24 protein-coding genes and 2 tRNA genes are annotated in these 25,772 nt (G+C 67.4%); 8 read left to right on the forward strand and 18 right to left on the reverse strand.

The annotated features are described in order from the left end of the window. Positions 1-10: 10 nt before the first annotated feature. The 3 genes from ACV229_RS35280 to ACV229_RS35290 all read right to left on the reverse strand — a co-directional run bounded on the left by ACV229_RS35280 (position 11) and on the right by ACV229_RS35290 (position 4,437). Positions 11-1,240, reverse strand: a complete 1,230-nt coding sequence (locus ACV229_RS35280) for a hypothetical protein (RefSeq protein WP_448087700.1) — start codon at positions 1,238-1,240, stop codon at positions 11-13. Beyond that, complete coding sequence (locus ACV229_RS35285; RefSeq protein WP_448087701.1) at positions 1,237-3,549, reverse strand: hypothetical protein; 2,313 nt, start codon at positions 3,547-3,549, stop codon at positions 1,237-1,239. The genes ACV229_RS35280 and ACV229_RS35285 overlap by 4 nt, the downstream gene beginning before the upstream one ends. 378 nt (positions 3,550-3,927) lie before the next feature. Beyond that, a complete protein-coding gene (locus tag ACV229_RS35290; protein ID WP_448087702.1) occupies positions 3,928-4,437 on the reverse strand; it encodes a DUF1269 domain-containing protein in 510 nt (169 codons plus the stop codon). A gap of 248 nt (positions 4,438-4,685) precedes the next feature. Here ACV229_RS35290 and ACV229_RS35295 point away from each other — a divergent pair, with 248 nt between their 5' ends. Together ACV229_RS35295 and ACV229_RS35300 are read left to right on the forward strand one after the other, a co-directional pair. Then, positions 4,686-5,477, forward strand: coding sequence for a response regulator transcription factor (locus tag ACV229_RS35295; protein ID WP_448087703.1), 792 nt, complete (start codon positions 4,686-4,688; stop codon positions 5,475-5,477). Between the two features lie 183 nt (positions 5,478-5,660). Next, on the forward strand, positions 5,661-6,482 hold the full coding sequence (locus ACV229_RS35300) for a nitrilase-related carbon-nitrogen hydrolase (RefSeq protein ID WP_448087704.1): 822 nt from the start codon (positions 5,661-5,663) through the stop codon (positions 6,480-6,482). A 51-nt stretch (positions 6,483-6,533) separates the two neighbouring features. Here the strand turns inward: ACV229_RS35300 and ACV229_RS35305 are convergent, their stop codons facing one another. Genes ACV229_RS35305 through ACV229_RS35315 form a run of 3 tightly spaced genes read right to left on the reverse strand, consistent with a single transcriptional unit; the run spans position 6,534 to position 9,534 of the window. Continuing rightward, complete coding sequence (locus ACV229_RS35305) at positions 6,534-6,845, reverse strand: AtuA-related protein (RefSeq protein ID WP_448087705.1); 312 nt, start codon at positions 6,843-6,845, stop codon at positions 6,534-6,536. A gap of 1 nt (position 6,846) precedes the next feature. Next, a complete protein-coding gene (locus tag ACV229_RS35310; protein WP_448087706.1) occupies positions 6,847-8,205 on the reverse strand; it encodes an acyclic terpene utilization AtuA family protein in 1,359 nt (452 codons plus the stop codon). A 24-nt stretch (positions 8,206-8,229) separates the two neighbouring features. Beyond that, entirely contained in the window at positions 8,230-9,534 is a 1,305-nt protein-coding gene (locus tag ACV229_RS35315) for a CitMHS family transporter (protein WP_448087707.1), read from the reverse strand. 98 nt (positions 9,535-9,632) lie between these two features. Between ACV229_RS35315 and ACV229_RS35320 the strand changes: the two genes are divergently transcribed. Beyond that, positions 9,633-10,520 carry a LysR family transcriptional regulator gene (locus ACV229_RS35320; protein ID WP_448087708.1) on the forward strand — a complete coding sequence of 296 codons (888 nt, stop codon included), beginning with the start codon at positions 9,633-9,635 and terminating at the stop codon, positions 10,518-10,520. A gap of 120 nt (positions 10,521-10,640) precedes the next feature. Here the strand turns inward: ACV229_RS35320 and ACV229_RS35325 are convergent, their stop codons facing one another. Continuing rightward, positions 10,641-11,234 (reverse strand): flavin reductase family protein, encoded by a 594-nt coding sequence (locus ACV229_RS35325; protein WP_448087709.1) that lies wholly within the window; start codon positions 11,232-11,234, stop codon positions 10,641-10,643. Between the two features lie 320 nt (positions 11,235-11,554). After that, positions 11,555-11,980, reverse strand: coding sequence for a VOC family protein (locus ACV229_RS35330; RefSeq protein ID WP_448087710.1), 426 nt, complete (start codon positions 11,978-11,980; stop codon positions 11,555-11,557). 157 nt (positions 11,981-12,137) lie between these two features. Between ACV229_RS35330 and ACV229_RS35335 the strand changes: the two genes are divergently transcribed. Beyond that, on the forward strand, positions 12,138-13,013 hold the full coding sequence (locus tag ACV229_RS35335) for a LysR substrate-binding domain-containing protein (RefSeq protein ID WP_448087711.1): 876 nt from the start codon (positions 12,138-12,140) through the stop codon (positions 13,011-13,013). Positions 13,014-13,015: 2 nt separating this feature from the next. On the opposite strand, the gene ACV229_RS35340 is transcribed toward ACV229_RS35335, so the two are convergent. The 4 genes from ACV229_RS35340 to ACV229_RS35355 all read right to left on the reverse strand — a co-directional run bounded on the left by ACV229_RS35340 (position 13,016) and on the right by ACV229_RS35355 (position 17,990). After that, positions 13,016-13,798 carry a hypothetical protein gene (locus tag ACV229_RS35340; RefSeq protein ID WP_448087712.1) on the reverse strand — a complete coding sequence of 261 codons (783 nt, stop codon included), beginning with the start codon at positions 13,796-13,798 and terminating at the stop codon, positions 13,016-13,018. Positions 13,799-13,854: 56 nt separating this feature from the next. Further along, positions 13,855-16,389 (reverse strand): TonB-dependent siderophore receptor, encoded by a 2,535-nt coding sequence (locus ACV229_RS35345; protein ID WP_448087713.1) that lies wholly within the window; start codon positions 16,387-16,389, stop codon positions 13,855-13,857. A 101-nt stretch (positions 16,390-16,490) separates the two neighbouring features. Then, positions 16,491-17,477 (reverse strand): FecR domain-containing protein, encoded by a 987-nt coding sequence (locus tag ACV229_RS35350; protein WP_448087714.1) that lies wholly within the window; start codon positions 17,475-17,477, stop codon positions 16,491-16,493. Between the two features lie 3 nt (positions 17,478-17,480). Further along, positions 17,481-17,990 (reverse strand): sigma-70 family RNA polymerase sigma factor, encoded by a 510-nt coding sequence (locus ACV229_RS35355; protein WP_448087715.1) that lies wholly within the window; start codon positions 17,988-17,990, stop codon positions 17,481-17,483. A 217-nt stretch (positions 17,991-18,207) separates the two neighbouring features. Between ACV229_RS35355 and ACV229_RS35360 the strand changes: the two genes are divergently transcribed. Beyond that, complete coding sequence (locus tag ACV229_RS35360; RefSeq protein ID WP_448087716.1) at positions 18,208-19,398, forward strand: transglycosylase SLT domain-containing protein; 1,191 nt, start codon at positions 18,208-18,210, stop codon at positions 19,396-19,398. A 33-nt stretch (positions 19,399-19,431) separates the two neighbouring features. On the opposite strand, the gene ACV229_RS35365 is transcribed toward ACV229_RS35360, so the two are convergent. Beyond that, entirely contained in the window at positions 19,432-19,752 is a 321-nt protein-coding gene (locus ACV229_RS35365) for a hypothetical protein (RefSeq protein WP_448087717.1), read from the reverse strand. Positions 19,753-19,873: 121 nt separating this feature from the next. Then, positions 19,874-20,620 carry a MipA/OmpV family protein gene (locus ACV229_RS35370; RefSeq protein WP_448087733.1) on the reverse strand — a complete coding sequence of 249 codons (747 nt, stop codon included), beginning with the start codon at positions 20,618-20,620 and terminating at the stop codon, positions 19,874-19,876. A 241-nt stretch (positions 20,621-20,861) separates the two neighbouring features. Here ACV229_RS35370 and ACV229_RS35375 point away from each other — a divergent pair, with 241 nt between their 5' ends. Both ACV229_RS35375 and ACV229_RS35380 read left to right on the forward strand, forming a co-directional pair. Beyond that, positions 20,862-21,587, forward strand: coding sequence for a response regulator (locus ACV229_RS35375; RefSeq protein ID WP_448087718.1), 726 nt, complete (start codon positions 20,862-20,864; stop codon positions 21,585-21,587). Continuing rightward, positions 21,588-22,958: an ATP-binding protein gene (locus ACV229_RS35380; RefSeq protein ID WP_448087719.1), complete on the forward strand. Its 1,371-nt coding sequence runs from the start codon at positions 21,588-21,590 to the stop codon at positions 22,956-22,958. A 29-nt stretch (positions 22,959-22,987) separates the two neighbouring features. Here the strand turns inward: ACV229_RS35380 and ACV229_RS35385 are convergent, their stop codons facing one another. Further along, positions 22,988-23,233, reverse strand: coding sequence for a hypothetical protein (locus ACV229_RS35385; protein ID WP_448087720.1), 246 nt, complete (start codon positions 23,231-23,233; stop codon positions 22,988-22,990). Positions 23,234-23,487: 254 nt separating this feature from the next. Further along, positions 23,488-23,751: a DUF4148 domain-containing protein gene (locus ACV229_RS35390; RefSeq protein WP_448087721.1), complete on the reverse strand. Its 264-nt coding sequence runs from the start codon at positions 23,749-23,751 to the stop codon at positions 23,488-23,490. A gap of 362 nt (positions 23,752-24,113) precedes the next feature. Here ACV229_RS35390 and ACV229_RS35395 point away from each other — a divergent pair. Continuing rightward, a tRNA-Met gene (locus ACV229_RS35395) sits at positions 24,114-24,190 on the forward strand. 321 nt (positions 24,191-24,511) lie between these two features. Here ACV229_RS35395 and ACV229_RS35400 read toward each other — a convergent pair. Next, positions 24,512-24,588 (reverse strand) — tRNA-Arg (locus ACV229_RS35400). Positions 24,589-24,740: 152 nt separating this feature from the next. Beyond that, the gene (locus ACV229_RS35405) at positions 24,741-25,571 is read right to left on the reverse strand and encodes an undecaprenyl-diphosphate phosphatase (protein ID WP_448087722.1); all 831 of its coding nucleotides are present in this window, start codon (positions 25,569-25,571) and stop codon (positions 24,741-24,743) included. Positions 25,572-25,772: the final 201 nt, after the last annotated feature.

The raw sequence follows: 25,772 nt of genomic DNA on the forward strand, positions 1-25,772 counted from the left end.
AACGCGTCCATCACTCGCCGGCTGCGCCGACATGCGACGCGTCGCATCCCGGCCACCGCACGTCTTCGGTTGCGAACGCGGCAGGCGCGGTATCCGAAGCCGCGGGCCCGGCGTTCGGCGCAGCCGGTGCCAGCACCGCGCGCACCGCATAACGCACGGACGCGGAGCGCGGCGACCGCGCGGACAGCAGTTCGGGCTGCCGGGCGGCGACGAGCCATTCGACGGTCGGCGTCGGCGCGGCGAGCCGGCCGAACAGTTGCGGATAGCGGCCGACGAGCCGCGCCTGCGATGCCGCGTCCGTCACGTCCTCGATCCGCTGCCAGCCCGACGGCGTATGGACGACGCCGATCGCGACGCAGTCGGGCGGCGTATGGTCGCTCGTGCAGAGCACATTCAGGCAGGCGAGCACGTCGTCGATATAGCGTTCGATCGGCGGCCGGTTCTGCTTGCCCTTGACCTGATCGACGTCGAGCCCGCCGTCCGCGCGCACGGCGACGCTGACCGTGATGTGCGGCTGACCGTTCGGATCCCGAAAGCTCAGCAGGCGCAGCTTGCGCGCCTCGATCGCTTGCGCGTACCGCTCGCCGTAGCCGCCCGTCAGTGCGCGCCGGTCGGCGAACTGACCGAGGCAATGCCGCATCACGTAGCTTTCGAACGCCATCTCGTCGCGCAGCAGCGCGCTGTCCGGCAGGAATTCGACGAAGCGGCCGTTGGCCGTGTCGAGCCACTCGCGCAGCGCGTCCGGCTGGCTCTCGCGCCAGCCGCGCGCGATGCGCGCCTCCATCTCCGCGTGCTCCCGCTCCCACTGCGCGAGCGCCTGCGGACAGTTGATCCGGTCGAGCTTGCCGTCGAGCCCGGTCCCCTTGCGCGACTCGAGGAATTCGACGAGCTTCGCCTCGAGCGCGAGCAACGGCGGACCGGCCGGGTCGACCCAGACGACCGGCGCGAGATCGTCCCCGGCCGCGGCGCCCCCCGCCTTCGCGGCAGGACCGAAGCGCTTGACGACCCACGCCGGCGGCGTGGCCTGGCCGAGCGCGCGACGCGCATCGTCGAGCGATGCGATCCGACGCGCCGGCTCGAAGTTCGCGACGACGTGACGGTAGAAGTGATTGAGCAGCCACGCGCGCACCGCGTCGTCATCGCCGCGCGCGTCGCTGCGCGCCGCGATCGCGGCTTTCAGCGCGTCGGCGTTCAGCGCGTTGCGCGGCGCGTAGCCGGAACGGCGAGCGGCGGCCGTCATTGCCAGAACTTCCACCAGCGCTTTTGCGGCGCGGCGGCCGCTTGCGGGTCCGGCTCCGGTTGATGTTCGGGGAACGAATGAATCCGGTCGCCGATCTCGTCGATGTCGAGGTCGATCGGCGTTTCCGCATGCATGTTCGACACGATCGCGCGCTCGTAGTATTCCTTGGTATCGGCCGCGCGGTGCAGCGCGTAGGCTGCGTCGCCGGCCCGGACCAGCACGTCGGGATCGGTCGACGCGTCGAACTGCGGCCGTGCGGCGTCGTACAGCGCCGCCGCCTGATCCGGATTGGACTTCGCCATGTAGGTCGCGAACACGAGGCGCGCGACGAGCGCTTCGCCGGGCAGGCTCCCGTCGTTCTGGTCGTTCTCGCGTTGCCAGCCGACGAGGCGCTCGAGCCAGATCGGCATTTCGTTGTGGCGCTCGAGCCGGTTCAGCGCGCGCACCACGTCGCGCACGTACCAGTTCGGTTCGTGCCGGCTGTAGCCGTACTCGGCCGCGTAATGCCAAAGCTGCTCCGCGGCGTCAAGCATTTCCGCGTCCTTGCGCTGGCACGCGAGCACGTAGCGGACGCCGTCGTAATGCTCGGCAAACGGGCTCGCCCCGATGCCGTTGCGGTGCAGCTCGAGCGCCTCGTCGTAGCGCTCCTCGCCGCGATAGAGGATCGCGAGGTTGTTGCAGAGCATCGAGTACAGATGCGCGCACGCATCGTACGGGTGTCCTTTTCCGGTCGCGAAGAAGCGTTCCATGCACGCACGGCCCTGCTCGTACACGGCGATCTGCAGCCGCTCGAAATCGGCGCGCACCGGCTCCTGTTCCGCCGCCGGCAGGCCTTCGATCGCTTCCTCGACCGCGTCGTCGATCCCGCATGCGAACGCATAGCTCCAGAGCCCGCTCGGCAGCGACGGCGGCGGCAGCTTCATCGCGGCGGCAACGCCGAGCGCGCGTATCCGCGTGACGGTCAGCATGTTCGCGGTGCGGTTGTCGCTCATCTCGCCTTCCTGCGAGGCCGCGAGCAGCCGCGCCGCCTGGGTCGTCGCATCGATGCGGCCGGCTTCTCCGTCGTAGACGGCGGCGAGCCGCGCGATCCACGGATGGCCCGGCGCGCGCCGTTCCGCGACCGCGCGCGCGGCATCGCGCACCGCATGCCGCAACGCGTCGCCGTCGAGCTTGCCGATCGCGGCGAAGATCTCGGCATGCGCCGGCGATCGCGCGGCGACGTCCTCGCGCCGCGCGGCGCCGAACGCGACGAGCCGCTCGAACGTCGGCTCGAAGCCGCCCGCGCGCATCATGCACAGCGGCCACCAGACCGACGTGTCGGCCGGCTCGGCGAGACGCGCTTGAATGATGCGCGCGACGCTGTCGAGGGTCGTGCTTTCGACCTGGTACACGTGGAAGAACGCACGACGCCCCGCTTCGTCTGTGCGGCCCGCGTCGAGCAGCCACGGCAGCTCGTATTCGATGAAATCGTCTCCGCCGTCGGATTCGAGGCTGTGCCGTGCGAGCTCGCACTGCGCGAGCGCGCCGTCGAGATCGCCCTGCGCATGACTTGCACGCGCGGCGAGCCGTGCGAGCCGCACTTCGACCTCGCGGCGCGGCGGCAGCGCCCAGCCGGCGACGCGCGACGACACGGCGTCGCGCACCGTATCGAGCTGCTGCGGCGCGATCTCGATGATGGCGTCTCCGACCCGCAGCCAGTCATACACGTCGATGTCCTGGCCGGCGGCAGGCGACGCGATCGCGGCCACGGCGGCTTGCGCCGCGATGCGTGCGTCGTCGGTCCGGCCGAGACGCTCGAGCGCCCACGCGCGGCGGCATTGGCGGTCCGCTTCGTCCCACGCGCGAAACGCGCCGCGCGCCGGCGCCGCGCTATTCAGCGCATGCCGCAGTTCGATCGTGTCGAGCGCGTGCACCGCGCCGTCGCGTTCCAGCGCGTCGAAGATGCGCAGCCGCCGGTAGCGTTCCGCATCGAGCGCCGGCGACGTGCGCACGACGCCGTGCATCTCGCCGATCGCGTGCGCGACGGCCTCGCCCTCGCCGAGGTGATGGGCAATCTGCAGCCGGTACAGCGCAAGCTGCATCCGGATATCGGGCTGTGCATCGTACGGCGCCGCATCGTGCACGCTCGCGCCGTCGACATCGATCACGGCGCGCGCGGCGGCCGGATCGCCGGCATGCATCCAGAGCGTGTGCAGGCGCGCGATCGCGTCGAGCGAATGCGCGCGCAATGGCTGAGCGCGCAGCCGGGTCGGCAGGTCGCTCGCGCGGCTCGAATCGCTTTCCTCGAGATCGGCTTCGAGCCGATCCATCAGGCTGTCAAGTTGGGGGCCCGTCAGGGGGGATGTCGTTGCTGTTGTTGTTTTGGCGCTGGGAGTCATCGACTTCTCCATCTCGGAATCGCGATAGCTTATCAGGATGGAGTGACAGATCAACCGCGCGCAGCGGCGGCCGGCGCGGCCGGATGGGCCGCGCAATGATTCGTATGCTGGAGCGATCGCGCGGGCCGGCGGATCGGCCATCGCGGCACGTTCGACCCGCGAACAGGCGCAAACGCAAGACGCAACATCGCACCCGGCGCGCGCCGTCACGCGCCGGGCGGACCGGCAGTTGTCACGACGTCGGCGGAATCGGCTCGAAACTCGGCGCGCTGCGCCTTCAGAGGCCCGTCATCCGCAGCGCCGCTGCGTTCAAGGAAACGCCGGAATCGTCGGATCGTGTCCTTCGACGTCCGCTTCCGGATGGTGCTTCTTGATCAGCGCCTCGATTTCGTCGACGCGATCGGTCTTCACGTCCACCATCATCAGCAGCTCGCCCTTCTCGACCGCCGCTTCGAAGCGCTTGAGCCGCGTATTCGGCACGTTGACGCCGATCATCGTCGCGGTCCACGCGCCGAATCCGGCGCTGATCAGCGTGATCAGTACGACGGCGCCCGCCGCGATCTTGAGTCCCTCGGGATGGAACACGAGCGCGAGGAGCCCGACCACCATCCCCGTGAACCAGCCGACCGCGGTGCCACGCGCCAGCGCCGGCAGCAGGTCGCTGCGCTGCGCGAGCGTCGCTTGCGGCAGGTTTTCGGTCTGGATGCCCGGCGCCGCGAGCACGTGGACATGCCGCCATTCGACTCGTCTGAGCAATAATTCGTTGATGATGTGCGTCGCGCTCTTCGCATTGGGCAACAGCACGTAGATTCGCCGCATTTCCCGCCCCTCCTTCCGGCGTTCAAGGGCATCCGCGACGAAGGCGCCGCGGCGCGCCGCACCGCACGATACCTGTGCGGCTGCTCGCCGATCATTTCATATTAGTCGCTATACCGGCGAACAGGCGGCCATCATGCACCTCCTGCATCGGTGACGGCGAGCCTCGCCAGCCCGACCGGTCGGCGGTAGGATCTCGATCTTCGATTCCGCCCGCCCCGCCAATACGCATACCCGACACGGAAACCCGCATGAACCTCACGTTGCAGGACGTCGCATGGCACCGCTCGATCGGCCGGCTCGTCGAGTCGCTCGACCAGCCAGGCTTCTGGCTCGCGCTGATCCGGCAAATCGAGGAGTACGTACCGGTCGACAGCTGGGTCGTGCTGGTGTTCAGCGACGGCCGCCCGCAAGTGTTCGCCGAATGCCCGTACGAAGGCGGCGGACCCGACCCGCTCTTTCGCGACTACGTGCAGGGGCTGTACCTGCTGGACCCGTTCTACATCGCGAACCGCGAGGCGCCGCAAAGCGGGCTGTTCCGGCTGTCCGACGTCGCCCCCGAATGCTTCCGCGACTCCGACTACTACACGCTGTACTTCACGCACAACGTCGTCGAAGACGAAGTCCAGTACAACGTCCGGCTCGACGACACGCGCACGCTGTGCATGTCGCTCGGCAGCAAGCGGCGCTTCAGCCCCGAGCAGGTCGCGCTGCTCGACCTGATGCGGCCGTGGGTGTCCGCGCTGATGCGCCAGCGCCTCGCATTCGAACGGGCGCCGGCCGAGCACGCGCCGGCGCGCGCGTCCGGCGCCCGGGGCGGGTTCGAACAGGCGATGGAACGGCTCGGCACGCCGCTCACCGCGCGCGAGCTCGACGTCGTGCGGCTGATCCTCAGCGGCCGCTCCAACAAGGAAGTGGCCGGCAAGCTCGCGATCTCCGCCGAAACGGTCAAGGTCCATCGCCGGAACATCTACGGAAAACTGAACGTCAACTCGCAGTCGGAACTGTTTTCGCTGTTCATGAAGGCGCAGATCGACGGGTGAGCACGTGCGCGCGGCGCAATCCGCTGCGACTGCCGTGACGTGCCGACCGGCGGCCAATCAATACCCCCAACGGGTTAACGCATCGGCGGGATGGGAATTTCCATGGTTCGGCGCATACTGGCCCCGTCCTGCAATCCGTTCCCGGCGCCCGTTCCGGCCGGCTCACCCACCCGAATCCCGCCAATGAAACTGAAAGTCGACATCAACCAGCTCGCGGGTCGCGACGGCGACACGCGCTACAACCTCGAGCGCACGCTCGACACCATCGCCACCTGCGCGCCCGGCACCGACATCGTGATGTTTCCCGAGGCGCAGCTCACCGGCTTCCTCGATCCCGGCAACCTCGCGGCCGTGGCCGAGCCGCTCGACGGCCCGAGCGTCAGCGCAGTCGTGGCCGCCGCGCGGGCGCGCGACGTCGCGGCAGTCGTCGGACTGATCGAGAACGACGGCGGCCGGTACTACAACACGACGGTGTTCGTCACCCCGGACGGCATCGCGCTCCGCTATCGCAAGACCCACCTGTGGGTCAGCGAGCGTGGCGTCGTGCTGCCCGGCGACCGCTACGCGACCGTCGCCTGGCGCGGCGTGCGCATCGGCCTGCTGATCTGCTACGACAGCGAATTCCCGGAAAGCGGGCGCGCGCTCGCCGAACTCGGCGCCGAGCTGATTCTCGTGACCGACGGCAACATGGAACCGTACCGCCACGTCCACCGCACGTCCGTCACCGCGCGCGCGATGGAGAACCAGGTGTTCGCGGTCGTCGCCAACCGCGTCGGCGACAGCGTGCACGACGTCGTGTTCGCCGGCGGCAGCCTCGCTGCCGATCCGTTCGGACACCTGCTGTTCGAAGCCGCCAACATCGAATCGCGCCATACGGTCGAACTCGATTTCGCTCAGATCGCCGCATCGCGCGCCGTCTACGACTACCGCGCGGATCAGCGCCTGCGCATGACGGGCGAACGCATCGAGCATCCGGACGGACGCCGCGAGCTGCTGATTCCGTGACCTGCGGCGGCGCGGCGATGCGTCGGTCGACGCGGCCGATCGATCGGCCGCTTACGCCGGCGCCGGCACATCGATCGCGAGCAAGGCCGAGCTGACCGACTTGCCGTGCGCATCGAGCGCGAGCGAACGCGTGACGCCGCCGCCGAGCGCCGCGCCGAGCACGAAGTTGAACGCGGCCAGCTTCGGCAGCTCGTGACGCACGACGTCGCCGTGCACGATGTCGGCAAGCCACGCCTTGACCGCGTCGGCGGTCAGGTGCGTGCGCAGATGATCGTAGTGACGCGGATCGTGGCAGATCACCGACACGTTCAGCGTGTTGCCCTTGTCGCCGGTGCGCGAATGCGCAAGTTCCCGCAGCTTCATGTCAAGCCTCCACGAACGAGAACGACGGCGTGACGGCCGTGCGCGGCAACAGCACCGACTGCACCGCGATCACTTCGCGCGTCGCCTTGACGACCCCGCCGCCGCCCGCCGGGCCGTTGGTATAGAGCGTCTCGACCTCGTTGCCGATCCGCAGCGCTTCGTCGGCGGTCGCCGCGCGCCCGGCCACCCGCACGCGCACTTCGGCCGGCTCGCCGGGCTCGGCCACCGCGGTGCCGCCGTACAGCGAATCCACACCGATCAGGTCGAAGCGCAACTCGCTCGCAGCCACGCCGGTCAACGCGAGGCGCTCGCGGACGATGTCGAGCGCGACGCGCGCCCGCGCGAGCGCGCCCGGGCCGCCATACGAAATCTGCCCTTCGCCGATGAAGCCATCCGCATACGCGACCGACACCTTCAGCGTGTCCGGCCGCGCGGCGCCGCGCCCGCCCGTCACGCGCACGCGGTCCGGCGCCTCCTCCGTCACGTCGACGCCGCTGAAATCCGCGACGACGTCCGGCTGCAGATAGCTGGCCGGATCATGAATCTCGTAGAGCAGCTGTTCCTTGCAGGTCGCCGCGCTCACGCGGCCGCCCGCGTGCGGCACCTTCGTGATCACGACCTCCCCGTCCGCGGCGACCTCACCGATCGGGAAGCCGAGCCGCGCGAGATTCGGCACGTCCTTGTAGCCGGGATCGGCGAAATAGCCGCCTGTCACCTGCCCCGCGCATTCGAGCAAATGGCCGACGACGGTCGCCTGCCCGAGCGTGTGCCAGTCGTCCATGCGCCAGCCGAATTCATGAATGAGCGGCGCGGCGAACAGCGACGGGTCCGCGACGCGCCCCGTCAGCACGATGTCCGCGCCGGCCGCGAGCGCGTCGACGATCGGCTCGGCGCCGAGGTACGCGTTCGCCGACACGATGCGGTCGCGATACGCGGCAACGTCGTCACCGGTTTCCACGAAACGGAACTGCCCTTGCAGCACGACGTCGAGCACGTCGTCGCCGCCGACCGCCGCGATCTTCAACCCGCCGAAACCGAGCGACTGCGCGATCTGCGCGGTCCTGCGCGCGGCCGCATGCGGATTCGCGGCGCCCATGTTCGACACGATGCGCACGCGCCTGGGTACGGCAACGGGCAGCACGGCCCGCATTCGCGCGTCGAGCAGCGGATCGTAGCCGAGCGCCGGATCCTTGCGCTTCGCGTGCTGCGCGATCGCGATCGTGCGTTCCGCGAGGCATTCGAACACCAGGTAGTCGAGCTGGCCGTATTCGGCGAGTTCGACGGCCGGTTCGATCCGGTCGCCCGAGTAGCCTGCGCCCGCGCCGATGCGCACGCGCTTTCCGTGTTGCATTGCCGTCATCACTGCACCGTCATCGGGTAACACTCACAACGAGAAGATTCCCAGCACGACGCACGCGACCGTCATGACGATCGACGCGCCGAACAGCAGCGGGAACGTGAATTTCTGGTGCTCGGCGAGCTCGATCCCGCACAGGCCGACGACGAGGAACGTCGCGGGCGTCAGCGGACTGACGGGAAACCCCGTCGTCATCTGGCCGAGCAGCGCCGCCTGCCCGACGTGCACGGCCGGCACGCCGAGCTGGCCGGCCACCTCGGCGATCACCGGCAGCACGCCGAAGTAGAACGAATCGGGATCGAACACCATGCTGAGCGGCATCGACAGCAGCCCGAGCGCGACCGGGATGTGGCCGGCCATCGACGGCGGCACGAAGCCGACCGCGGCCTGCGCCATCGCCTTCAGCATCCCGCTGCCCTGCATGATCCCGGTGAACACGCCGGCCGCGAGCAGGATGCCCGCCATCATCAGCGCGGCGCGTGCATGCGCGTCGATGCGCTTCCTCTGCATGTCCACGTCCGGATAGTTGACCATCAGCGCGATGCACAGCCCGACCATGAACATGATCGCCGGCGGGATCTTCTCGCCCATCACGACCATCGTGCCGAGCACGACGAGCGTCAGCACGAGGTTGAACCAGAAGTTGCGCGGCCGGCGCAGCGCCTGCTCTTCCGGCGTCAGCTCGCGCGCCGGCAGCGGGATCGACGCGTCGTGCCGCGCAATGCCGAGGCGCTTCTCCTCGCGGCGGCCGAGCCAGTATGCGGCGCCGAACACGAACACGAGGCCGATCGCCTGCACCGGAATCAGCGGATTGAACAGCGCCGACACCGGCAGGTGCAACGACGCCGACGCGCGGATCATCGGCCCCGTCCACGGCAGGAAATTGATGCCGGCCGCCATCGACACGGCCGCGGCCAGCACGCGCCGGTCCATCTTCAGTCGGTCGTAGAGCGGCAGCACCGCCGGAATCGTCACAAGGAAGCACACGGCGCCCGAGCCGTCGAGATGGATCAGCAGTGCGAGCAGCGTCGTGCCCACCACGATGCGCGTCGGCCGCGTGCCGACCGCGCGCAGGATGCGGTCGATGATCGGATCGAGCGTGCCGGCGTCGGTGATCGTGCCGAAATAGAGGATCGCGAACACGAACATGCCGACGACCGGCGCGAGGCTTTTCAGCCCGTCGACGACGAACTTGCTGGTCTGCAGCCCGAAGCCGCCGATCAGCGATGCCGCGATCGGCACGACGATCAGCGCGACGAGCGGCGACATCCGCTTCGACAGGATCGCGCCGAGCAGGACGGCGATCGTGACGAGCCCGAGTAGTGGCAGCATCCTTGTCTCCAACCATTGTCTTTTGTTGGAGACGAGCGTAAGGTCGGCGCAGCGATAGCACAATTGAAATGATTTGATCGCAGCAATTACAAGCCGTTATGGATCTGAATCTTCGCGATATTCGCGCGTTCGTCACGGTCGCGCACGCCGGCAACTTCACGCGCGCCGCCGCGCGCCTCCATTTGTCGCAGCCGGCGCTGACCGTGCAGATCCGGCGGCTGGAGGAGATCGTCGGCGCGCGGCTGTTCGACCGCAACAGCCGCAGCGTCGCGCTGACACAGACGGGCCGTGAGCTGCTGCCGCTGCTGCAGCGTTCGCTCGACGACATGGAGCGCGTGCTGCGCGACGCGCGCGCGCTCGGCGAAGGATCGAGCGGCACCGTGCGGCTCGCGTGCCTGCCGACGTTCGCGTCGAGCGCGCTGCCGGACCTGATCCAGGCATTCAGGCGGGAAGTGCCGCTTGCCGGCTTCCAGATTCGCGACGGCGTCGCGAGTCTCGTCACGTCGCTCGTGCGCAACGAGGAAGCGGATCTCGGCCTGACGGGCGGCGACGCGTTCGATGCGTCGCTCGAGGTGCTGTATGCGGGCTCGGACCGGCTGGTCGCCGTCTGCCCGAAGGATCACGCGCTGGCGCGCAAGCGCCGCGTCACGGCCGCCGACGTCGCGCGCGAGCCGCTCGTGCTGACCGCGCAAGGCACCAGCGTGCGCAGCGTCGTCGATGCGGCCCTCGACGCGGCCGGCTGCGAGCCGGACATCGCGTGCGAGCCGACCTACATGACGACGGCCGTCGCGATGGTGCGCGGCGGGCTCGGCGTGACGATCCTGCCCGCGACGGCGCGCGAAGTGCTGACCGAACCGGCGCTCGTCGCGAAACCGATCGACGATCCCGCGTTCGTGCGCCCGATCGCGCTGATCCGCAAACGCGGACGTACGCTGCCGCGTGTCGCGGAAGCGTTCGTGGAGTTGATGTTGCGGGAATTGAAGTGAGCGCGGTCAGCTCCGCGCAGGCATGCGGGACCACGGCGGAACCGACGCGATGGCAGATGGGCGCGGCGCGCGGAGAACCCGGCGTTACGCGACCGGGACTGCGTTGCCGCGCCCGGTCTGTCACGCTGCGGGCGGCTTCACGGCATCGACCGACAGCGGCTCGCCGATCGCATAGAAGTTACCGCCCGCGATGTAATGCAGGCTGCGCAATGCCGGATCGGCCGCTTCGAAATGCCAGTGGCCGTCGTTGAACACGCGCGTGTCGGACCACGCGCCGACGACCTCGCCGATGAACAGGTCGTACGTCTGCTGGTTGTGCTGCTCCGGAATCAACCGGCACGCGAGCCAGCCCGAGCAGCCGGCGACGAACGGCAGGTCATGGCCTTCGATGCCGAACAGCGTCACGCCGGCTTCGCGCAGCTTGTCCGGCCGGTCGGCGAGGCTGTGGCTGCCGACCGCATGCGTGAGCGTCAACTGCGCGGCGGTCGGGATCTGGATCACGAACGTGCCGCTGCGCTCGACGAGTTCGCGGGTCTTCGCGCTCTTGTCGAGCACGACCGTCAGCTTCGGCGGCGTGAAGTCGAGCGCACAGGCCCACGCGGCGGCCATCACGTTGTCAGTGCCGCCATGACGCGCCGACACGAGCACGGTCGGGCCGTGGTTGAGGAGACGGTAGGCTTTCTTCAGCTCCACCGGAGCGATGTGACTGTCCATACGGGTTCCCTGGAAAACGGCATACACGGACGGGTGCCGTGTGACGCGGTGCTGGCCGTGCGGCATGCGCGCCGCCGCTGCGCTGCGCATGCGACACAGCGCTTGCGCGCGCCCCGGTGCAGCCCGGCCGAACGCCGCATTCTCGCATTCAATTTCAAACGGCGCTGACAGGCCAGTCCGTATAACCCTTCGCACCGCCGCCGTAGTATGCGTCGCGCGGCGCTACTGCCAACGGCACCCCGCGCCGCAGCGTGCCGTTCCGAAGGCTTTTCCTGCCCCTTTTTGAAACGGCACCGGCGCAGCGGCACCCTCCCGCTCCGTTACTTCGCGAACAGCTGGCCGATGTCCTTGAACGCCTTGAACTCGAGCGCGTTGCCGCACGGGTCGAAGAAAAACATCGTCGCCTGCTCGCCGACCTGCCCCTGGAAGCGGACGTACGGCTCGATCACGAACGTCACGCCGAACGACTTCAGGCGCTCGGCGAGCGCCTCCCAGCGCGCCCAGTCGAGCACGATCCCGAAGTGAGGCACCGGCACGTCGTGACCGTCGACCGGGTTGCAGTGCACGCTTTCCTGCGACGCGGTCTTCGGGTGCTCGTGAATCACGAGCTGGTGGCCATAAAAGTCGAAGTCGACCCACTGCGTGCCGGAACGCCCCTCTTCGAGTCCGAAGATCCGGCCGTAGAAATCACGCGCGGCCGGCAGGTCGTAGACGGGAATCGCAAGATGAAACGGGGAAAGGCTCATGGTGTCTCCAGGAAATACAAGATGGGTCGATCCGCCGCACACCGTGCGCGGCGGGCGTCGTTTGGCACGCGCGGCCAGAAAGTGACGCCATGGTAGGCACCGAGAGTCGAAAATAAAATCAATATATAATTTTGCAATTCACAAATTTTATTGATGAATGATCCGTGAACTGAAAACCCTCGTCGCGGTGGCCCGGGAGGGTACGTTCGCCGCCGCCGGCAACCGCGTCGGCCTCACGCAGGCCGCCGTCAGTGCGCAGATGCAGCGTCTCGAGACCGAACTCGGCTTTGCACTGTTCGATCGCGAAGGACGGTCGTCGCGGCTCAACGAAATGGGACATCAGGTGCTTGCCCAGGCACAGGAGCTGATCCGTCTCTACGAGAACCTGAGTTCGACGGCGCCCGGCTCGCCTGCCGCGGTCCGCGTGACCGTCGGCGCGATCGCGTCGGTACAACGCGCGCTGCTGCCCGCCGCGCTCGCCGAATTCCACCGGCAGCATCCCGCGTGCCGCACGCGCGTGATTCCCGGCTTGTCGATGGAGCTCGTCAACCTCGTCGATGCGGGCGAAATCGACATGGCCGCGATCATTCGTCCGCCGTTTGCGCTGCAGAGCGACCTGCACTGGACGATGCTCTCGCAGGAGCCGTTCCGGCTGATCGTGCCGCGCGGCGTAAAGGGAAAGGACTGGACGGCGTTGCTATCGAACCAGCCGTTCATCCGCTACGACCGCGCATCGTTCGGCGGCCGGCAGGTGGACCGGTTTCTGCGGCGCATGCATGTCGCCGTGCGGGAAGTGTGCGAGCTCGACGAGCTCGAGGCGATCGTGAAGCTGGTCGAGAACGGAGTCGGCGTCGCGATCGTGCCGCAGACGGCCGCGTATCGCCGCTGGCCCGCGGGCGTACGCGCAATTGATCTCGGACATCACACGTTCCACCGCGACATCGGGCTCGTGCATCGCGCGGCACGCACCCTTGCAGAGCCGGTGAGGCTGCTCGCACAACTGATCGAAGATGTCGCGCGGCGGGATTCGTGAAGTCAGCGCCGCCCCGCCGCCCAGTCGACCGCCGCGTCGAACAGCGCGAGCCCGGCCGGCGACAGGTTCACGAACGTGTCGTTGTCGAGGAAGAACATCACGCGCCGCGCCGGCGCGAGCGATTCGTAGTCCATCGTCGCGCCCTTCTCGTACGCGAAGATCGCGGCCTTGTCCGGCTGTCCGTACACGGTCGCGATGATGCTTGCGCCGAGCCCCGGCTTGCCCCAGCTCATCGGCGCCTGCTTGCCGTAAACGTTCGTCGTACCGGCCGGCAGCCCGGCCGCGATCGGATGCGGCGCATTGACGAGCCACACGTAGCGTTCCTTGCCGGTTTCGCCGAAATCGACATCGTGGCGCTTGCCCGTCATCGCGAGATCGTCGAGCAGGTCGTTTTCCCAGGTCACGAGCGGCTTGTCGAGCGTGCGCCAGCCCGCTGAAACGTTTTTCGCCGACACCGTCGACGAGATCACGACCATGTCCGCATCGCGCGCGGCGTCGGGTGTCGCGGCCTGATCGATGAAACGCACCGCATAGCCGCGTGTTTCGAGATGTGCGCCGACGCGTTCGTCGACCTTCAGGTTCGGCCCGCCGAGCTGCACGAGCATCGCGACGCGCGTGACGTCGGGCTGCGTTTCGGCCGCGGCGGCCGGTACAAGTCCAGTAACGCAAGTGAGGCCGGCGACGCCGACGCAAAGCGCGATTGCCGAACCCGCAATAGCACGCATTGCCCCCCTGCGCGTGCGGGACTGCACGCGTTCGTTTTCACGCTTCGTATTCCTGTTCATTTCAATGATCTCCATGGCCGTATGCCGAATCGCACGGCCGTTGCATGAATCGGGCATCAGAACTGCAGCGTCGTCAGCAGCGACACCTGCCGCGCATCGCCGACCGCGACGAAGTAGCGGTTCGCGCTCGACGGGTAGTAGGTTCGGTTGAAGAGATTCTTCACGTTGAGCTGGAACGACACCTTCTGCTTGCCGATCCGCGTGTCGTACGTCGCGAACGCATCGGCGAGCACGTACGACGGCAGCGTGAAGCTGTTCGCCGAATCGCCGGGCCGCGCGCCGACGTAGCGCGCGGCCGCACCGATGCGCAAATCGTCGCCGCCCGCGAGCGTGCCGACGTCGTAGACGGCCGCAAGCGACGCGGTATGGCGTGCGACGTTCCACAGCTGGTTGCCCGCGTAGAGCGGATCCTCGGTCGTCTTCGCGTCGATGTACGCATAGCTCGCGATCACGTTCCAGCGTTCGCCGAGCTTGCCGGACAGGTCGAGCTCGATGCCGCGCGAACGCGCCTTGCCGGAAGTCCGCCAGTCGGTAAGCTTCGTCGTGTCGTTGAACTGCGACACGAGCACGTTCTTCTTGTCGATGTTGAACAGCGCGAGCGTGCCCGACAGGCCGCCCGGCAGGTCGAGCTTGCCGCCCATTTCCCACGCGGTCGACTCTTCCGGCGGCGTCGCGCCGTCGATCACGTAGCCGCCCGTCATCGGCGCGATCGACGACGACGGTTTCAGCGACTGCGAGTAGCTGCCGTACAACGAGAACGCGTCGTTCCACTTGTAGACGACGCTCGCGCGCGGCAGCCATTTCGAGCCGCTCAGATCCGTGTTCGCCTTGAACGGCCGGCCGCGGCCCGCGACCTGGTTGTACGTGATGAAGCGCATCCCGCCCGACACGATCCACTTGTCGGTCACGTGGATACTGTCCTGGAAGAACACCGACGCGTCGTGCAGCGTATCGGTCTGGTCGCTGTCGCTCGCGGACACGGTGCTCGACGGCGGCAGCAATCCGTACACGGGATCCACATAGCTGAACGGCGTCTTCACGGCCTGGCGCAGCATGTCCTTGCGGTAGATGCGGCGGTATTCGCTGTCGACGCCGAACTGCACGTCGTGCCGCATTCCCGCGAGCGTCAGCTTGCCGTTCACGTAGGCAATGCCGTAGCTGTCGGTGCTGAGCGCGCCGTGCGTCGCATCGTTGCTGCGCGTCAGCGTGCCGGTCACGGGGTCGACGGCCGTGATGCGGATCTGGTTCGCGTCGTAGGTCTCGCGGTTGTAGCTGTAGCCGAAATGCGCGCTCCAGTCCGCGTTGAGCTGGTGATCGACCGACAGTTGCGCGAGATGCGACTCGCCGTCCATGTTGTTGAACGGCTCGTCGAGTCGGCGCCGCGCGGGAATGTCGAGCGGCGCGCTGGTGCGCGGATCGAGCGCGGTACCGCGATCGAACGGCGAATGGAACTTCCGGTCTTCGTAGGACAGCACGACCTGCGTATCGCGCCCGTACCACGCGAGCGACGGCGCGACGAAGGTCTGCCGGTATTCGCCGAAGTTGCGCCAGTATTGCTGGTTCGACTGGTCGACGATCAGCCGGTACGCGAGCCGCGTATCGCCGACGGGCCCGGTCGTGTCGAGCGTCGCGTTGCCGCCGTTCTTGCCATGGCCGTAGGTCGCGCCGCCGACCGACAGCGCGTTGTAGCGCGCGAGGAGCGGCTGCTTGCTGACGACGTTGACGACGCCGCCCGGATCCATCAGCCCGTACAGCAGCGACGTCGGCCCCTTCAGCACTTCGACGCTGTCGACCGCCGCGTTGAACGAGCGGCCCTGCACGATCGGCATCCCGTTGTGCATGACCGAGCCGTCGCGGTTGCCGCCGAAGCCGCGCTTCATGATCGTGTCCTGCGTGCCGGCAAGCGTGTTGCCCTGGGTGATGCCGCTCACGTTCGCGAGCGCGTCGTCGAGATTGACCGGCCGCTGGTCGCGCAGCACCTGCGCGGGCACGACGGCGACGGCCTGCGCGGTGTCGAGCAGCGGGATGTCCGAGCGCAGCACGCCGGCCTGCTGCGGCTGCCGGTAGCTCTCTGCGCGCACTGCGTTGCTGCGCACCGCGATCGTCGGCAGCTCGGCGCCGGCCTCGCCTGCCTGCGCGGCCGTCTTGCCGGTCGCTTTACCGGTATGCAGCAGCGTATAGCCGCCGCTCGGCTGGCGGACCGCGACGAGTCCCGTGCCCGCGAGCAGGCGATCGAGCGCGCCGTCGACATCGAAGCGGCCGTGCACGCCGCCGCTCGTGAGGCCGGCCGTCAAATCGGCGGGAAACGCGAGCAGGATGCCCGCGTCGCGCCCGAAGCGGTTCAGCGCCTGTTCGAGCGAACCGGCCGGAATGTCGTATTGCCGGCGCGACGCGCGCTGCTCGGCCGCGGGCGACGCGTCGGTGTCGGCCAGCGCGGGCAACGGCAGCAACGCCGACAGCAGGACGGCACCGGCCAGCCGGCGGGCGAGACCGCGTGGCGCCGAGACGGCGGACATGGCCGCGCGCGGGCACGGCGGCAGGGAGCGGACCGGGGCCGGTCGGCATCGGCGGATAGGACGGGTGGAAGCCATGATCGAGGTGTCGTTAGGCGATGGGTCAGTACTGCTTTCATGACCCTTGTCACGCGAACGTCGAAAACAGCTCACGCTGACGAAGAATTTTTCCGGAGAGCTCAGAAACGGGCGCGCACCACCGTCGCCCAGTAGCGGGTGACGTACGTGACGTCGATCGGCAACGTCGTCTTCAGCGTGTCGAGCATGCGGTCGGCGTCGTCGAGCGGGAACGTGCCGGACACCCGCAGGTCAGCCACCGATGCGTCGCAACGCAGGCTGCCGCGGCGATAGCGGCCGAGTTCGGCGACGAGGTCGGCGAGCCGCATCCCCGACGCGACGATCATCCCGTCGGTCCACGCAGCTGCGTATGCGTCGAGCGGCGCGCTCGCGCCGATCGTGTCGCGCGTGAAATCCGCGCCCTCGCCCGCCGCGATCACGCGCGTGCCCGCCGATGCGTGATACGGCTGCACGCGCACCGCGCCGGCAAACACGTCGACGCGGGTCGCGCCGTCGCGCTGCCGCACCGAGAAACGCGTGCCGAGCGGACGGAGTTCGCCGTCGTCGGTCGCGACGACGAGCTCGCGCGCGACCGCGCGTCCGTCGTGGCCACTCGTCACCATGATCGTGCCGCGCAGCAGGCGCACGCGCCGTTGCGTCGCGTCGAAGCGCACGTCGATCGCGGTGTCGGTGTCGAGCACGACGACCGTGCGGTCAGCGAGCGTCACCGTGCGCCGTTCGCCGACCGCGGTGCGCACGTCCGCCTGCCAGAGCGCCCAGCGTCGCGCCGGATCGGCCATCCACGCCGCGCCACCCGCGAACAGCAACACCGCGAGCGCCTTGACGGCCGCGCGGCGGCGGCCCGAACGCGGCGGCAGCAGCGCCGCGCGCGCGGCCTGGGTGTCGAGGCCCGCCGCGAGCCGGTTCAGCCTGCCGTGCACGGCTTCGATGTGGCGCCACGCGGCATCGTGGCTCGCATCGGCCGCGCGCCAGCGCGCGAGCTCGGCCGCGAACGCGGCGTCCGCGTGGCCGGCCTGAAGGTCGACCCACCATTCGACCGCGCGCTGCGCGACCTGCGGCGGAATCGCCGGCTGTCCCGATGCGGCCATCGGTCAGGCCGCCATCGCGAAGAAGCACTGCGTACCGGCCTTGACGAGATGACGCTTGACCGTCGCGAGCGACACGCCGAGTTCGGCCGCGATCTCGGCCTGCGTCAGCCCGTCGAGCTGCGACAGCAGGAACGCACGCTTGGCCGCGACCGGCAGGCCGTCGAGCAGCCTGTCGATCTCGAGCAGCGTCTCGAGCACGACCGCCCGCTCTTCCGGTGACGGCGCGCATTCCTCCGGACGCAGCGCGAGCGCGTCGAGATACGCGCGCTCGAGTTGCTCGCGACGCCAGTGGTTGTACAGCACGCGCTGCGCGACCGTCGTCAGGAACGCGCGCGGCTCGGCGGCGCCGATCGGCTCGTCGCGCGCGAGCAGCCGCATGAACGTGTCGTGTGCGAGATCGGCCGCGCGGTGCGCGCACCCGAGCTTCCGGCTCAGCCAGCCTCGCAGCCACGCGTGATGGCCGACGTACAGGGAGTCGATTTCGCGATAGAGAGGGAGCTTGTCAGCGGACATGGCCGGGTTCCGAACGCGGGTGCGCGATCACACTTGTAAATGAGAATGATTATTATATACAAATACGTGAGCGGTTCCGGCGCCGGTTGGCCGCAACGCACGCGCCGCGCAAATGCAAAGGAAAGTTTGACGTGAGCCATTTGCGTGCGCGCTATGGCACACTTCGCGTCTGCGTGATTTCCTTGCACCGGGCGCCCGGAATGCGCCCCAACCTTCCATGCCGCGTCAGATTTACCGTTCGATCCGCCACTTAACGCTGAACATTGCGCCCGTCATTGCGATTTCGCTCGCCATGCACGGCATTGCCCGCGCCGACTGTCTCGACGACGCGGCCGCGTTCCAGCACGTGAGTGTCAGCCTGATGCGCGGGATCGCGCAGGTCGAATCGGGGATGAACCCGAACGCCGTCAACACCAACACGAACGGCACGACCGACATCGGCCTGATGCAGATCAACAGCACGTGGCTGCCGACGCTCGCGCGCGAGGGCATCACGCAGCAAAGCCTGTTCGATCCGTGCACGAACGCGTATGTGGGCGCATGGATCCTGTCGCAAAACATCCGCCAGCTCGGCCCCAACTGGAACGCGATCGGCGCGTACAACTCCGCATCGCCCGACAAGCGCCTCGCGTATGCGCGCAAGGTCTATGATGCGATCCGTACCATGGCGGATTCGCCGGATACTCCCATGCCCATCCTTCCGCCCTCTTTCACGCCGCCGCAACAGGCGTACAACCCGTTCGCCAGCCTGACCGTGACGGCGCCGCAGGTCACCCGCCCGCGCACCGTGGCGCCGGCCGCACCGCCGCCCGGCGGACCCGCCGGTCCTGCCGGCGCGTACAACTTCGGGTGGACAGTCACGGGTGCGGATCAGGCGAAGCCGACCCAGGTATTCGACGATGGCTCCCGGATCTACGTGCAGTTCAGCGACATGAAGCACGTGCCGGCGATCTTCACCGAAACGCCCGCCGGGCGCGTGCTGATGTCGTGGGAGCTGCAGTTTCCGTATGCCGTGCTGACCCGCCCCGCGCAAACGTTAATCTTCCAGCTCGGGCCGTTCGAGGCGCGTGCGCAGCGCGGCCTCGCCGGCACGAACGCGCAGGGAGGTGCGAGCACCCAGGCCGGCGCGACCGCGCAGCGGCCGACGGCTGCGACGGCAACGGCCGCCGCGCCCGCATCGTCGAACAAGCCCGCAGACACGCAGGCAAAACGCACGGCATCCACCGATGCGCTGTGGTATCTGAATACGCCGTCGACGTCGGCGCCCACGTCGACGTCGAACGCAGCGGCCACGCTGCCGACGGCCGTCACGTCCCCTGCCGCGCCCGCCGTGCCTGCCCAGCCGCCGACCGCGACGTCGTCACCGTCGCGCGCCAGCGCGGATGCGCTCTGGTATATCTCGAAGTAGTCCGCGTAGCGGCGATAACGCCACCTGCGACGATCAACCGCGACGCACCCAGATCACCTTTCCTGCGTTGATGCCCAGGTTTCGCCGGTCTTCGCGGTAATCCATCGTTCCCGGCAACGACTGGCCGTCGCGCTCGCTGACCCGCCACGCGCAACCGCCGAGCATCGCAACCGCCTCCGCTTCGGACTTGCCGATCAGTGCGTCGTCGGGCGCAGCGTCGGCCTTGCAGGTGGCGGCTGCCGGGTTTCCGGGGTTCGGCATTGCGTTCTCGTTCGCGCTCTGGCTGGTATTGGCACATCCTGCGATCGATGCGCATGCAACCATCGCGGCGACAATCGTCGTCAGGTTTTTCAATGGCGTCTCCCTTTCCGGCGGCCTGCCGGTTCGACGGATTGTTCATTCTTGTCCCGTGCGCCGAATGACGCGATGCCCGCTGCGCGCAGGACGAATCGGATCTTACAGCAGCCCGCCTCCGTCAGAACCGGTAGCTCACGCCCGCGACCCCGTAGTAGTTGCTGCGCGACTGCACGATCGGGCTGTCGCCGTAGCGCCCGAGCAGCCGAGCCACCCCTGCTGTCGCGAGAATCGACCAGTGCTCCGACACTGCGCGCGTCCACGCGACCGACATCGACGCGCTGTCGATCCCGCCACCGGTCGAATACGGCCGGAACCGGCTCGTCGCGGCCTGTGCGTCCGTCACGCCGTAGAACGTCTGCATGTAGCGCCCGGCGCCCGCGTGCACGCTGCCCGTCACGACGATTTCGCTTTTCGCCGACCTGAACACCGGCACCGCGAGATCGACGTGTCCGGACAACCCGCGCGAGGTATGCGTGACCGGCGTATCGAGCGCGACGCTGAGCGCGGCGTCGCCGTATAGCTTCACGCCCGCGCGCACGCCGACGAGCACCGAGCCCGGAATCCGCCCCATTCCCTTCAGGTAGTCCGAACCGGGCAGATCGAAGCGGTTCTCGTCCGCGCGGCCCGGATCGTAGTTCACCGCAGCCGACACGAACACGCCGTGCGGCAGGTCGAGCCGGTAACCTGCACCGTCCGTGCCGTTGACGAAGAAGCCGTTGCCGAACGTCGCCGAAAACGACGGCGCAACGACGCCCCGATACTGGTTGCTGCCTTGGTAGCGCGGCGAGAAGCCGCCGCCGAGCGATAGCGTGTATTGGTTTTCCGCGTGGGCGGCAGCGGCGAGGGCCAGGCCGGCGAGCGGCATGCAATAGCGATAGCGGCGAAAGGTTGGACGCACGATGTCGGGACCCGAGTCAGGGAGTCCGCAGTCTAGGGGCCGACGTGCGTCGAAACTGTCCGGAAACTGCCGCGAAACTGTGCACAATTGTGTTCGATTGTTGGCGATTGTCGCGGCAGCGCATCGGCCGCCGGCACGCCGGATAGAATGCGCGTGCCCACCGTCGCGGCCGGCTGGCCGTGCGCGGTGGAGGCAATCCGAGGAGACCATGAACGAAGACCCGCTCAAATACCGCGTGCTGCTGATCGAGGACGACGACCGCCTCGCGCAGCTCGTCCGCGAATATCTCGACGGCTACGAGTTCGCGGTGACGGTCGTGCGGCGCGGCGATCTGGCCGTCGCGGCCGTGCGCGAGCACCAGCCCGCGCTCGTGATACTCGACCTGATGCTGCCGAATCTCGACGGGATGGAGGTGTGCCGGCGGATCCGCGCATTTTCGAACGTGCCGGTGCTGATCATGACGGCGCGCGCCGACGTGTATGACCAGGTCGCCGGCCTCGAGACCGGCGCCGACGACTACGTGACGAAGCCGATCGAGCCGCGCGTGCTCGTTGCGCGCGCCCGCGCGCTGTTGCGCCGCGCGCAGCCGGCGAGCGCGAGCAATGCGCCCGCCGGACCGGAAACACTCGTGTTCGGCGAGCTGGCGATTTCGCCGCCGAACCGCACGGTCACGTGGCACGGCGAGCCCGTCGACCTGAAGACCGCCGAATTCAACCTGCTGCTGATTCTTGCGCGCGCGGCCGGCACCGTGCTGAGCCGCGACGACATCCTGAAGCAGCTGCGCGGCATCGAGTTCGACGGGCTCGACCGCTCGGTCGATTCGGGGATCTCGAAGCTGCGCCGCCGCTTCGAGGATGCGTCGTCGGAGCCGCACAAGATCAAGACGATCTGGGGCCGCGGCTATCTGTTCAGCCCTTCCGCGTGGGATGAGTGAATGCTGCGCCCGCTGATCAGGCTGTACCTCATCGTGATCGTGTGCGTCGGCGCGTCGATCGCATTCATCCAGTTGTCGTTCGACCGGATCTTTTACGATCGGGTCGCGGATGCACAACGCGATTCGCTCACGACCTACTCGTTCGTGCTGAACGATTACCTCGAACGCCATCCGGGCGCACAGCGCACGCTCGCGCTGCGCGAACTCGCGCTGCACGGCAACGAAGGGTTCGGCTTCATGTCGATGGCCGACGCGCGCGCGCAGCTGAGCGGTGAGCCGCTGCGCGACCTCGACAACGGCAAGATCGCAATCAGCTACAACGGCAAGGATTACTACATGCCGCTTGCGGACGGGTCCGTGCTGCATGCGCGGCCGATCGAGCCGCCCAATCTCGACATCCGGATCTATGCGTACCTGGTCCTGGCGTTCGCGACGCTGTTCGCCGTCGTGCTGTGGGTGCACTACCACTGGCGCGACCTGCGCAAGCTGCAGGCCGCCGCGCGCGCGTTCGGCGTGGGCAAGCTGTCGACGCGCGTGCAGTTGTCGGGCAAGTCGAACATCTACGAGCTGTCGCAGCAGTTCAACGATATGGCGCAGCGAATCGAAGCGTCGATCCAGCAGCAGCGCGAGATGATGCACGGGATCTCGCACGAGCTGAAGACGCCGCTCGCCCGGCTCGAATTCGGGCTCGCGCTGCTGGCGGCCCCCGACGAAACCGATCGGATGCGCGAGCGTCGCGACGCGTTGAGACGCGACGTGCGCGAGCTCGACGAGCTCGTCACCGAGCTGCTGACGATCGGCCGGCTCGAACAGGGCGAAGGTCAGCTCGCGCCGATGCAGGTCGTGATCGGCGAGCTGGTCGACAGTGTCGCCGGCAGCGTCGCGAACGATGTCGCGGACCGCGGGCTCGCGCTCGATGTATCGACGCGCGGTGCCCCCGACACGCATGTCTGCGATCCGAAGCTCGTTGCGCGCGCGTTGCTGAACCTGATTCGCAACGGCGCGCGCTATGCGGCGAGGACGGTGTCGCTCGCGGCGACGACAGGAAACGACGGTTCGCTGGTGCTTACCGTCGACGACGACGGCCCCGGCATTCCGTTAGCCGATCGGGCCCGTGTGTTCGAGCCGTTCCAGCGGCTCGATTCAAGCCGCGACCGGCAGACGGGCGGGTTCGGGCTCGGGCTTGCGATCGTGCGGCGCGTGGCCCTCGTACATGGCGGTGATGTGCGGCTCGAAGATTCACCGCGTGGCGGAGCGCGCTTCGTGATGACGTTGCCGGTGCGGGAGGTGACGGATGGGGGATGTGCCATGAACGACACCGACATGCCCGCAAGCAACAGCCGGGCCGATTCGAGCCGGCCGCGCCGATAATTGCGAGTGAACCACGCCAATCCTCGCACCTATAGGCCTGTGTCACCCTTCGACGCTCGAAACCGTGCATAGGCTTTCGCGGCGCCCATCGCTTCATGATGGGTCGCGAATTTCTCGTCGATCTTGTGAGTCATGCCCGGGATGTGCGCCTTCAACGCCGTGTGGTCGCTCTTGCGCTCGAACCTGACCAGCGCATGCCAGACGCCCAGAGGTTCTTCGTATGCCTCGCAGAAACACAGATAGCCGCTTTCGTCGACAACGATGCGTTCCGACATACCCGCCTCCGTCATGAAACACGAGCACTCCGGCGCCGGGCATGATCGCTCCCGAGACACAAACTTGACGCGCTTGAACCGAGGTTGGTCCTGCAACGTGCGTCGCCACGCCATTGCCCGATTGCGATCAGCCGTGACCGTTACACCGAATCGCTCCAGCTTAGGTCACGCGTAGCGGCTTGACCACTCTTCCGAAAAATCCGTCGACGCGCGACGCGTGCATGGCATCGCCCGCCATCAAACGCATGAATCGCTCAGTCGTGGCGCCCCGACTCGGCGGTCGCGCCGGTGACTCCGCCATAGCCCTGTTTCCCGGCTTGCCCGGCGAGCCGGGCTTCGGCTTCGTGCAGGTTCTCGGGGTAGTGGAACATGTCGTTGGGGTTGTAGCCAGCCTTCTCGAGCGCGGCGAGTTCCGCGTGGAGTTGCTGATGGCTGGCCGGCGGGCTGGACTGCGCGAACGAATCGACCGGTGCCGCGAAAACCGCAGCAAGCGCGGTGGCGATGATCAGAGGCTTCATGAACGTGGATTCCTGATTGTTGATCGAGGTGCAATGGCGAACCCGCCTGCTACCTTGACGCGCAGTGTACAAACAGAAAGATATCCAGGTAAGCCCGTTATTTCGAACGTATCGTTGCTCTACGAGCAACGATACGTGCGCATTGTATCGCCAGGCGGCGCCCGATCGATCTGCGAATACGGACGGATGGCAGACGGCGTTCCCCACGCTCACGACAGGTGGAGATGCCTGCCAGATTGGCGTCCGCACTGGTGCAGCGAGCGTGCCCTGCTCCGGGACGGTAGCGTCACTGTGGCACCGCCCCCTCATCAATATTTCACTGATCGTTTGACGCACCGCAGCAGTGCGAGTACACTGCGTGCCGCGGGGTGGAGCAGTCTGGCAGCTCGTCGGGCTCATAACCCGAAGGTCATAGGTTCAAATCCTATCCCCGCAACCAACATCGAAGCCCGCTCTGCGAAAGCAAGCGGGCTTTTTGCATTTGGGTCGGCTGCACACCAGTATGCTGGCCGGGCCGAGGCGGGTGCATAGTGCCCCCCTGCTCGACCCATTGTTGATGGCACTTGATTGAAGCGAAAATGCCGCCGTCCGACGAGCATCGATACTTGCGACAGTAGATCCACGACCATCGACGAAACGCGATGCAATGTGGAGCGTTCGCAAGTAGGTGGGTCGATCGAATTCGATTACGCGGCAGTCACACGATCCAGATCAATGGGATCGGCGCGCAAACAGAATTGTCGCAAGGACTTGATTTGACTGGCCCGCCCTACACGATTCGAACGTGTGACCTACGGCTTAGAAGGCCGTTGCTCTATCCAACTGAGCTAAGGGCGGTCGAGGAGAAAAGACACGGTCCCGACGCGGGCCATGTTGCAAGCAGATAGCGCAACCCACAAGCAACACAAACAAAACGGGCCCGGCGTGAACCGAGCCCAAAATTATACCCGATCACGGCGCCGAATCATCCGGAATCGGCGCGGCGGGCATCACACCGGCTGCGAATGGAACATGAACCAGCCGAGGCAGAACAGCCCCGCGACCGCGCAATACAGACCGAACGACGCCAGCCGCCCGCGCCCTTCGAAATAGCGCATCAGGAACCGCACGCTCAGGTAGGCCGCAATCGCGGTCAGCACGCCGCCGAGCAGCGCGTCGACGAGCTGGTCAGGCGCATGGAACAGCTTCGGCAGCTCGAGCACGCCCGCCGCGAAGATGATCGGCGTACCGAGCAGGAACGAGAATTCCGCCGCCTTTTCCGCGGTCAGCCCCGCCGCATTGCCGGCGATCATCGTCAGGCCGCTGCGCGAAAAACCCGGAATCAACGCGCCCACCTGCGCGAGCCCCACGAAAAACGCCTGCTTGAACGTCAGCTTCTCGGGCGGCTGGTGCGCGCGGCTGCGCTGGATGCGATCGCCGATCCACAGCAGCAGGCCGTTGACGATCAGCGCGATCGCGACGATGCGCAGATCGTGAAACACGCGCTCGATGCGCTTCTCGAGCAGCAGGCCGACGATCCCCGTCGGGATCGTGCCGATGATGAGCGCCCACATCAGGTGCCCGTCGTCGTTCTTGCGGCCGCCGAGCGACGCGAAGAAACCGCCGATCAGCGCGACCCAGCGCGCACGGAAATACCACAGCAGCGCCAGCGCGGTGCCGAGGTGCAGTGCGACGAGGAATGGCAGCAGCTGCGGCGCGTGCTTGTCGATGTGCATGCCGAACAGCGCCGGCACGAGCAACGTATGGCCGAGACTGCTGACGGGGAAGAGTTCGGTGACGCCCTGCAGGACGCTCAGGAAAAACAGAAACCAGAGACTCACGCGTCGGTCCTCTAAACGGAAATGAAAGCAGAATGGAATTCCGGACGACGCGGCGCGCCGCCGGCAAGCGCGCCCCGATTATGCCGAGCCCACATTACCGCGCCAAGGCATTTGGCAGGATATTGCGGCGATGCACACAAATGCTTGCAATTTGTAAGGCATCAGAAAGCAAAAAGCCCGCCATTTACATGGCGGGCCTTG

The sequence above is a fragment of the Burkholderia sp. MR1-5-21 genome, from assembly GCF_053427715.1.

Excerpts from the sequence above, each read along its gene's own strand:
- ACV229_RS35280 (WP_448087700.1), bottom strand. The coding sequence starts at position 1,240 with ATGACGGCCGCCGCTCGCCGTTCCGGCTACGCGCCGCGCAACGCGCTG.
- ACV229_RS35285 (WP_448087701.1), bottom strand. The coding sequence starts at position 3,549 with ATGGATCGGCTCGAAGCCGATCTCGAGGAAAGCGATTCGAGCCGCGCG.
- ACV229_RS35290 (WP_448087702.1), bottom strand. The coding sequence starts at position 4,437 with ATGCGGCGAATCTACGTGCTGTTGCCCAATGCGAAGAGCGCGACGCAC.
- ACV229_RS35295 (WP_448087703.1), top strand. The coding sequence starts at position 4,686 with ATGAACCTCACGTTGCAGGACGTCGCATGGCACCGCTCGATCGGCCGG.
- ACV229_RS35300 (WP_448087704.1), top strand. The coding sequence starts at position 5,661 with ATGAAACTGAAAGTCGACATCAACCAGCTCGCGGGTCGCGACGGCGAC.
- ACV229_RS35305 (WP_448087705.1), bottom strand. The coding sequence starts at position 6,845 with ATGAAGCTGCGGGAACTTGCGCATTCGCGCACCGGCGACAAGGGCAAC.
- ACV229_RS35310 (WP_448087706.1), bottom strand. The coding sequence starts at position 8,205 with ATGACGGCAATGCAACACGGAAAGCGCGTGCGCATCGGCGCGGGCGCA.
- ACV229_RS35315 (WP_448087707.1), bottom strand. The coding sequence starts at position 9,534 with ATGCTGCCACTACTCGGGCTCGTCACGATCGCCGTCCTGCTCGGCGCG.
- ACV229_RS35320 (WP_448087708.1), top strand. The coding sequence starts at position 9,633 with ATGGATCTGAATCTTCGCGATATTCGCGCGTTCGTCACGGTCGCGCAC.
- ACV229_RS35325 (WP_448087709.1), bottom strand. The coding sequence starts at position 11,234 with ATGGACAGTCACATCGCTCCGGTGGAGCTGAAGAAAGCCTACCGTCTC.
- ACV229_RS35330 (WP_448087710.1), bottom strand. The coding sequence starts at position 11,980 with ATGAGCCTTTCCCCGTTTCATCTTGCGATTCCCGTCTACGACCTGCCG.
- ACV229_RS35335 (WP_448087711.1), top strand. The coding sequence starts at position 12,138 with ATGATCCGTGAACTGAAAACCCTCGTCGCGGTGGCCCGGGAGGGTACG.
- ACV229_RS35340 (WP_448087712.1), bottom strand. The coding sequence starts at position 13,798 with ATGAACAGGAATACGAAGCGTGAAAACGAACGCGTGCAGTCCCGCACG.
- ACV229_RS35345 (WP_448087713.1), bottom strand. The coding sequence starts at position 16,389 with ATGGCTTCCACCCGTCCTATCCGCCGATGCCGACCGGCCCCGGTCCGC.
- ACV229_RS35350 (WP_448087714.1), bottom strand. The coding sequence starts at position 17,477 with ATGGCCGCATCGGGACAGCCGGCGATTCCGCCGCAGGTCGCGCAGCGC.
- ACV229_RS35355 (WP_448087715.1), bottom strand. The coding sequence starts at position 17,990 with ATGTCCGCTGACAAGCTCCCTCTCTATCGCGAAATCGACTCCCTGTAC.
- ACV229_RS35360 (WP_448087716.1), top strand. The coding sequence starts at position 18,208 with ATGCCGCGTCAGATTTACCGTTCGATCCGCCACTTAACGCTGAACATT.
- ACV229_RS35370 (WP_448087733.1), bottom strand. The coding sequence starts at position 20,620 with ATGCCGCTCGCCGGCCTGGCCCTCGCCGCTGCCGCCCACGCGGAAAAC.
- ACV229_RS35375 (WP_448087718.1), top strand. The coding sequence starts at position 20,862 with ATGAACGAAGACCCGCTCAAATACCGCGTGCTGCTGATCGAGGACGAC.
- ACV229_RS35380 (WP_448087719.1), top strand. The coding sequence starts at position 21,588 with ATGCTGCGCCCGCTGATCAGGCTGTACCTCATCGTGATCGTGTGCGTC.
- ACV229_RS35385 (WP_448087720.1), bottom strand. The coding sequence starts at position 23,233 with ATGTCGGAACGCATCGTTGTCGACGAAAGCGGCTATCTGTGTTTCTGC.
- ACV229_RS35390 (WP_448087721.1), bottom strand. The coding sequence starts at position 23,751 with ATGAAGCCTCTGATCATCGCCACCGCGCTTGCTGCGGTTTTCGCGGCA.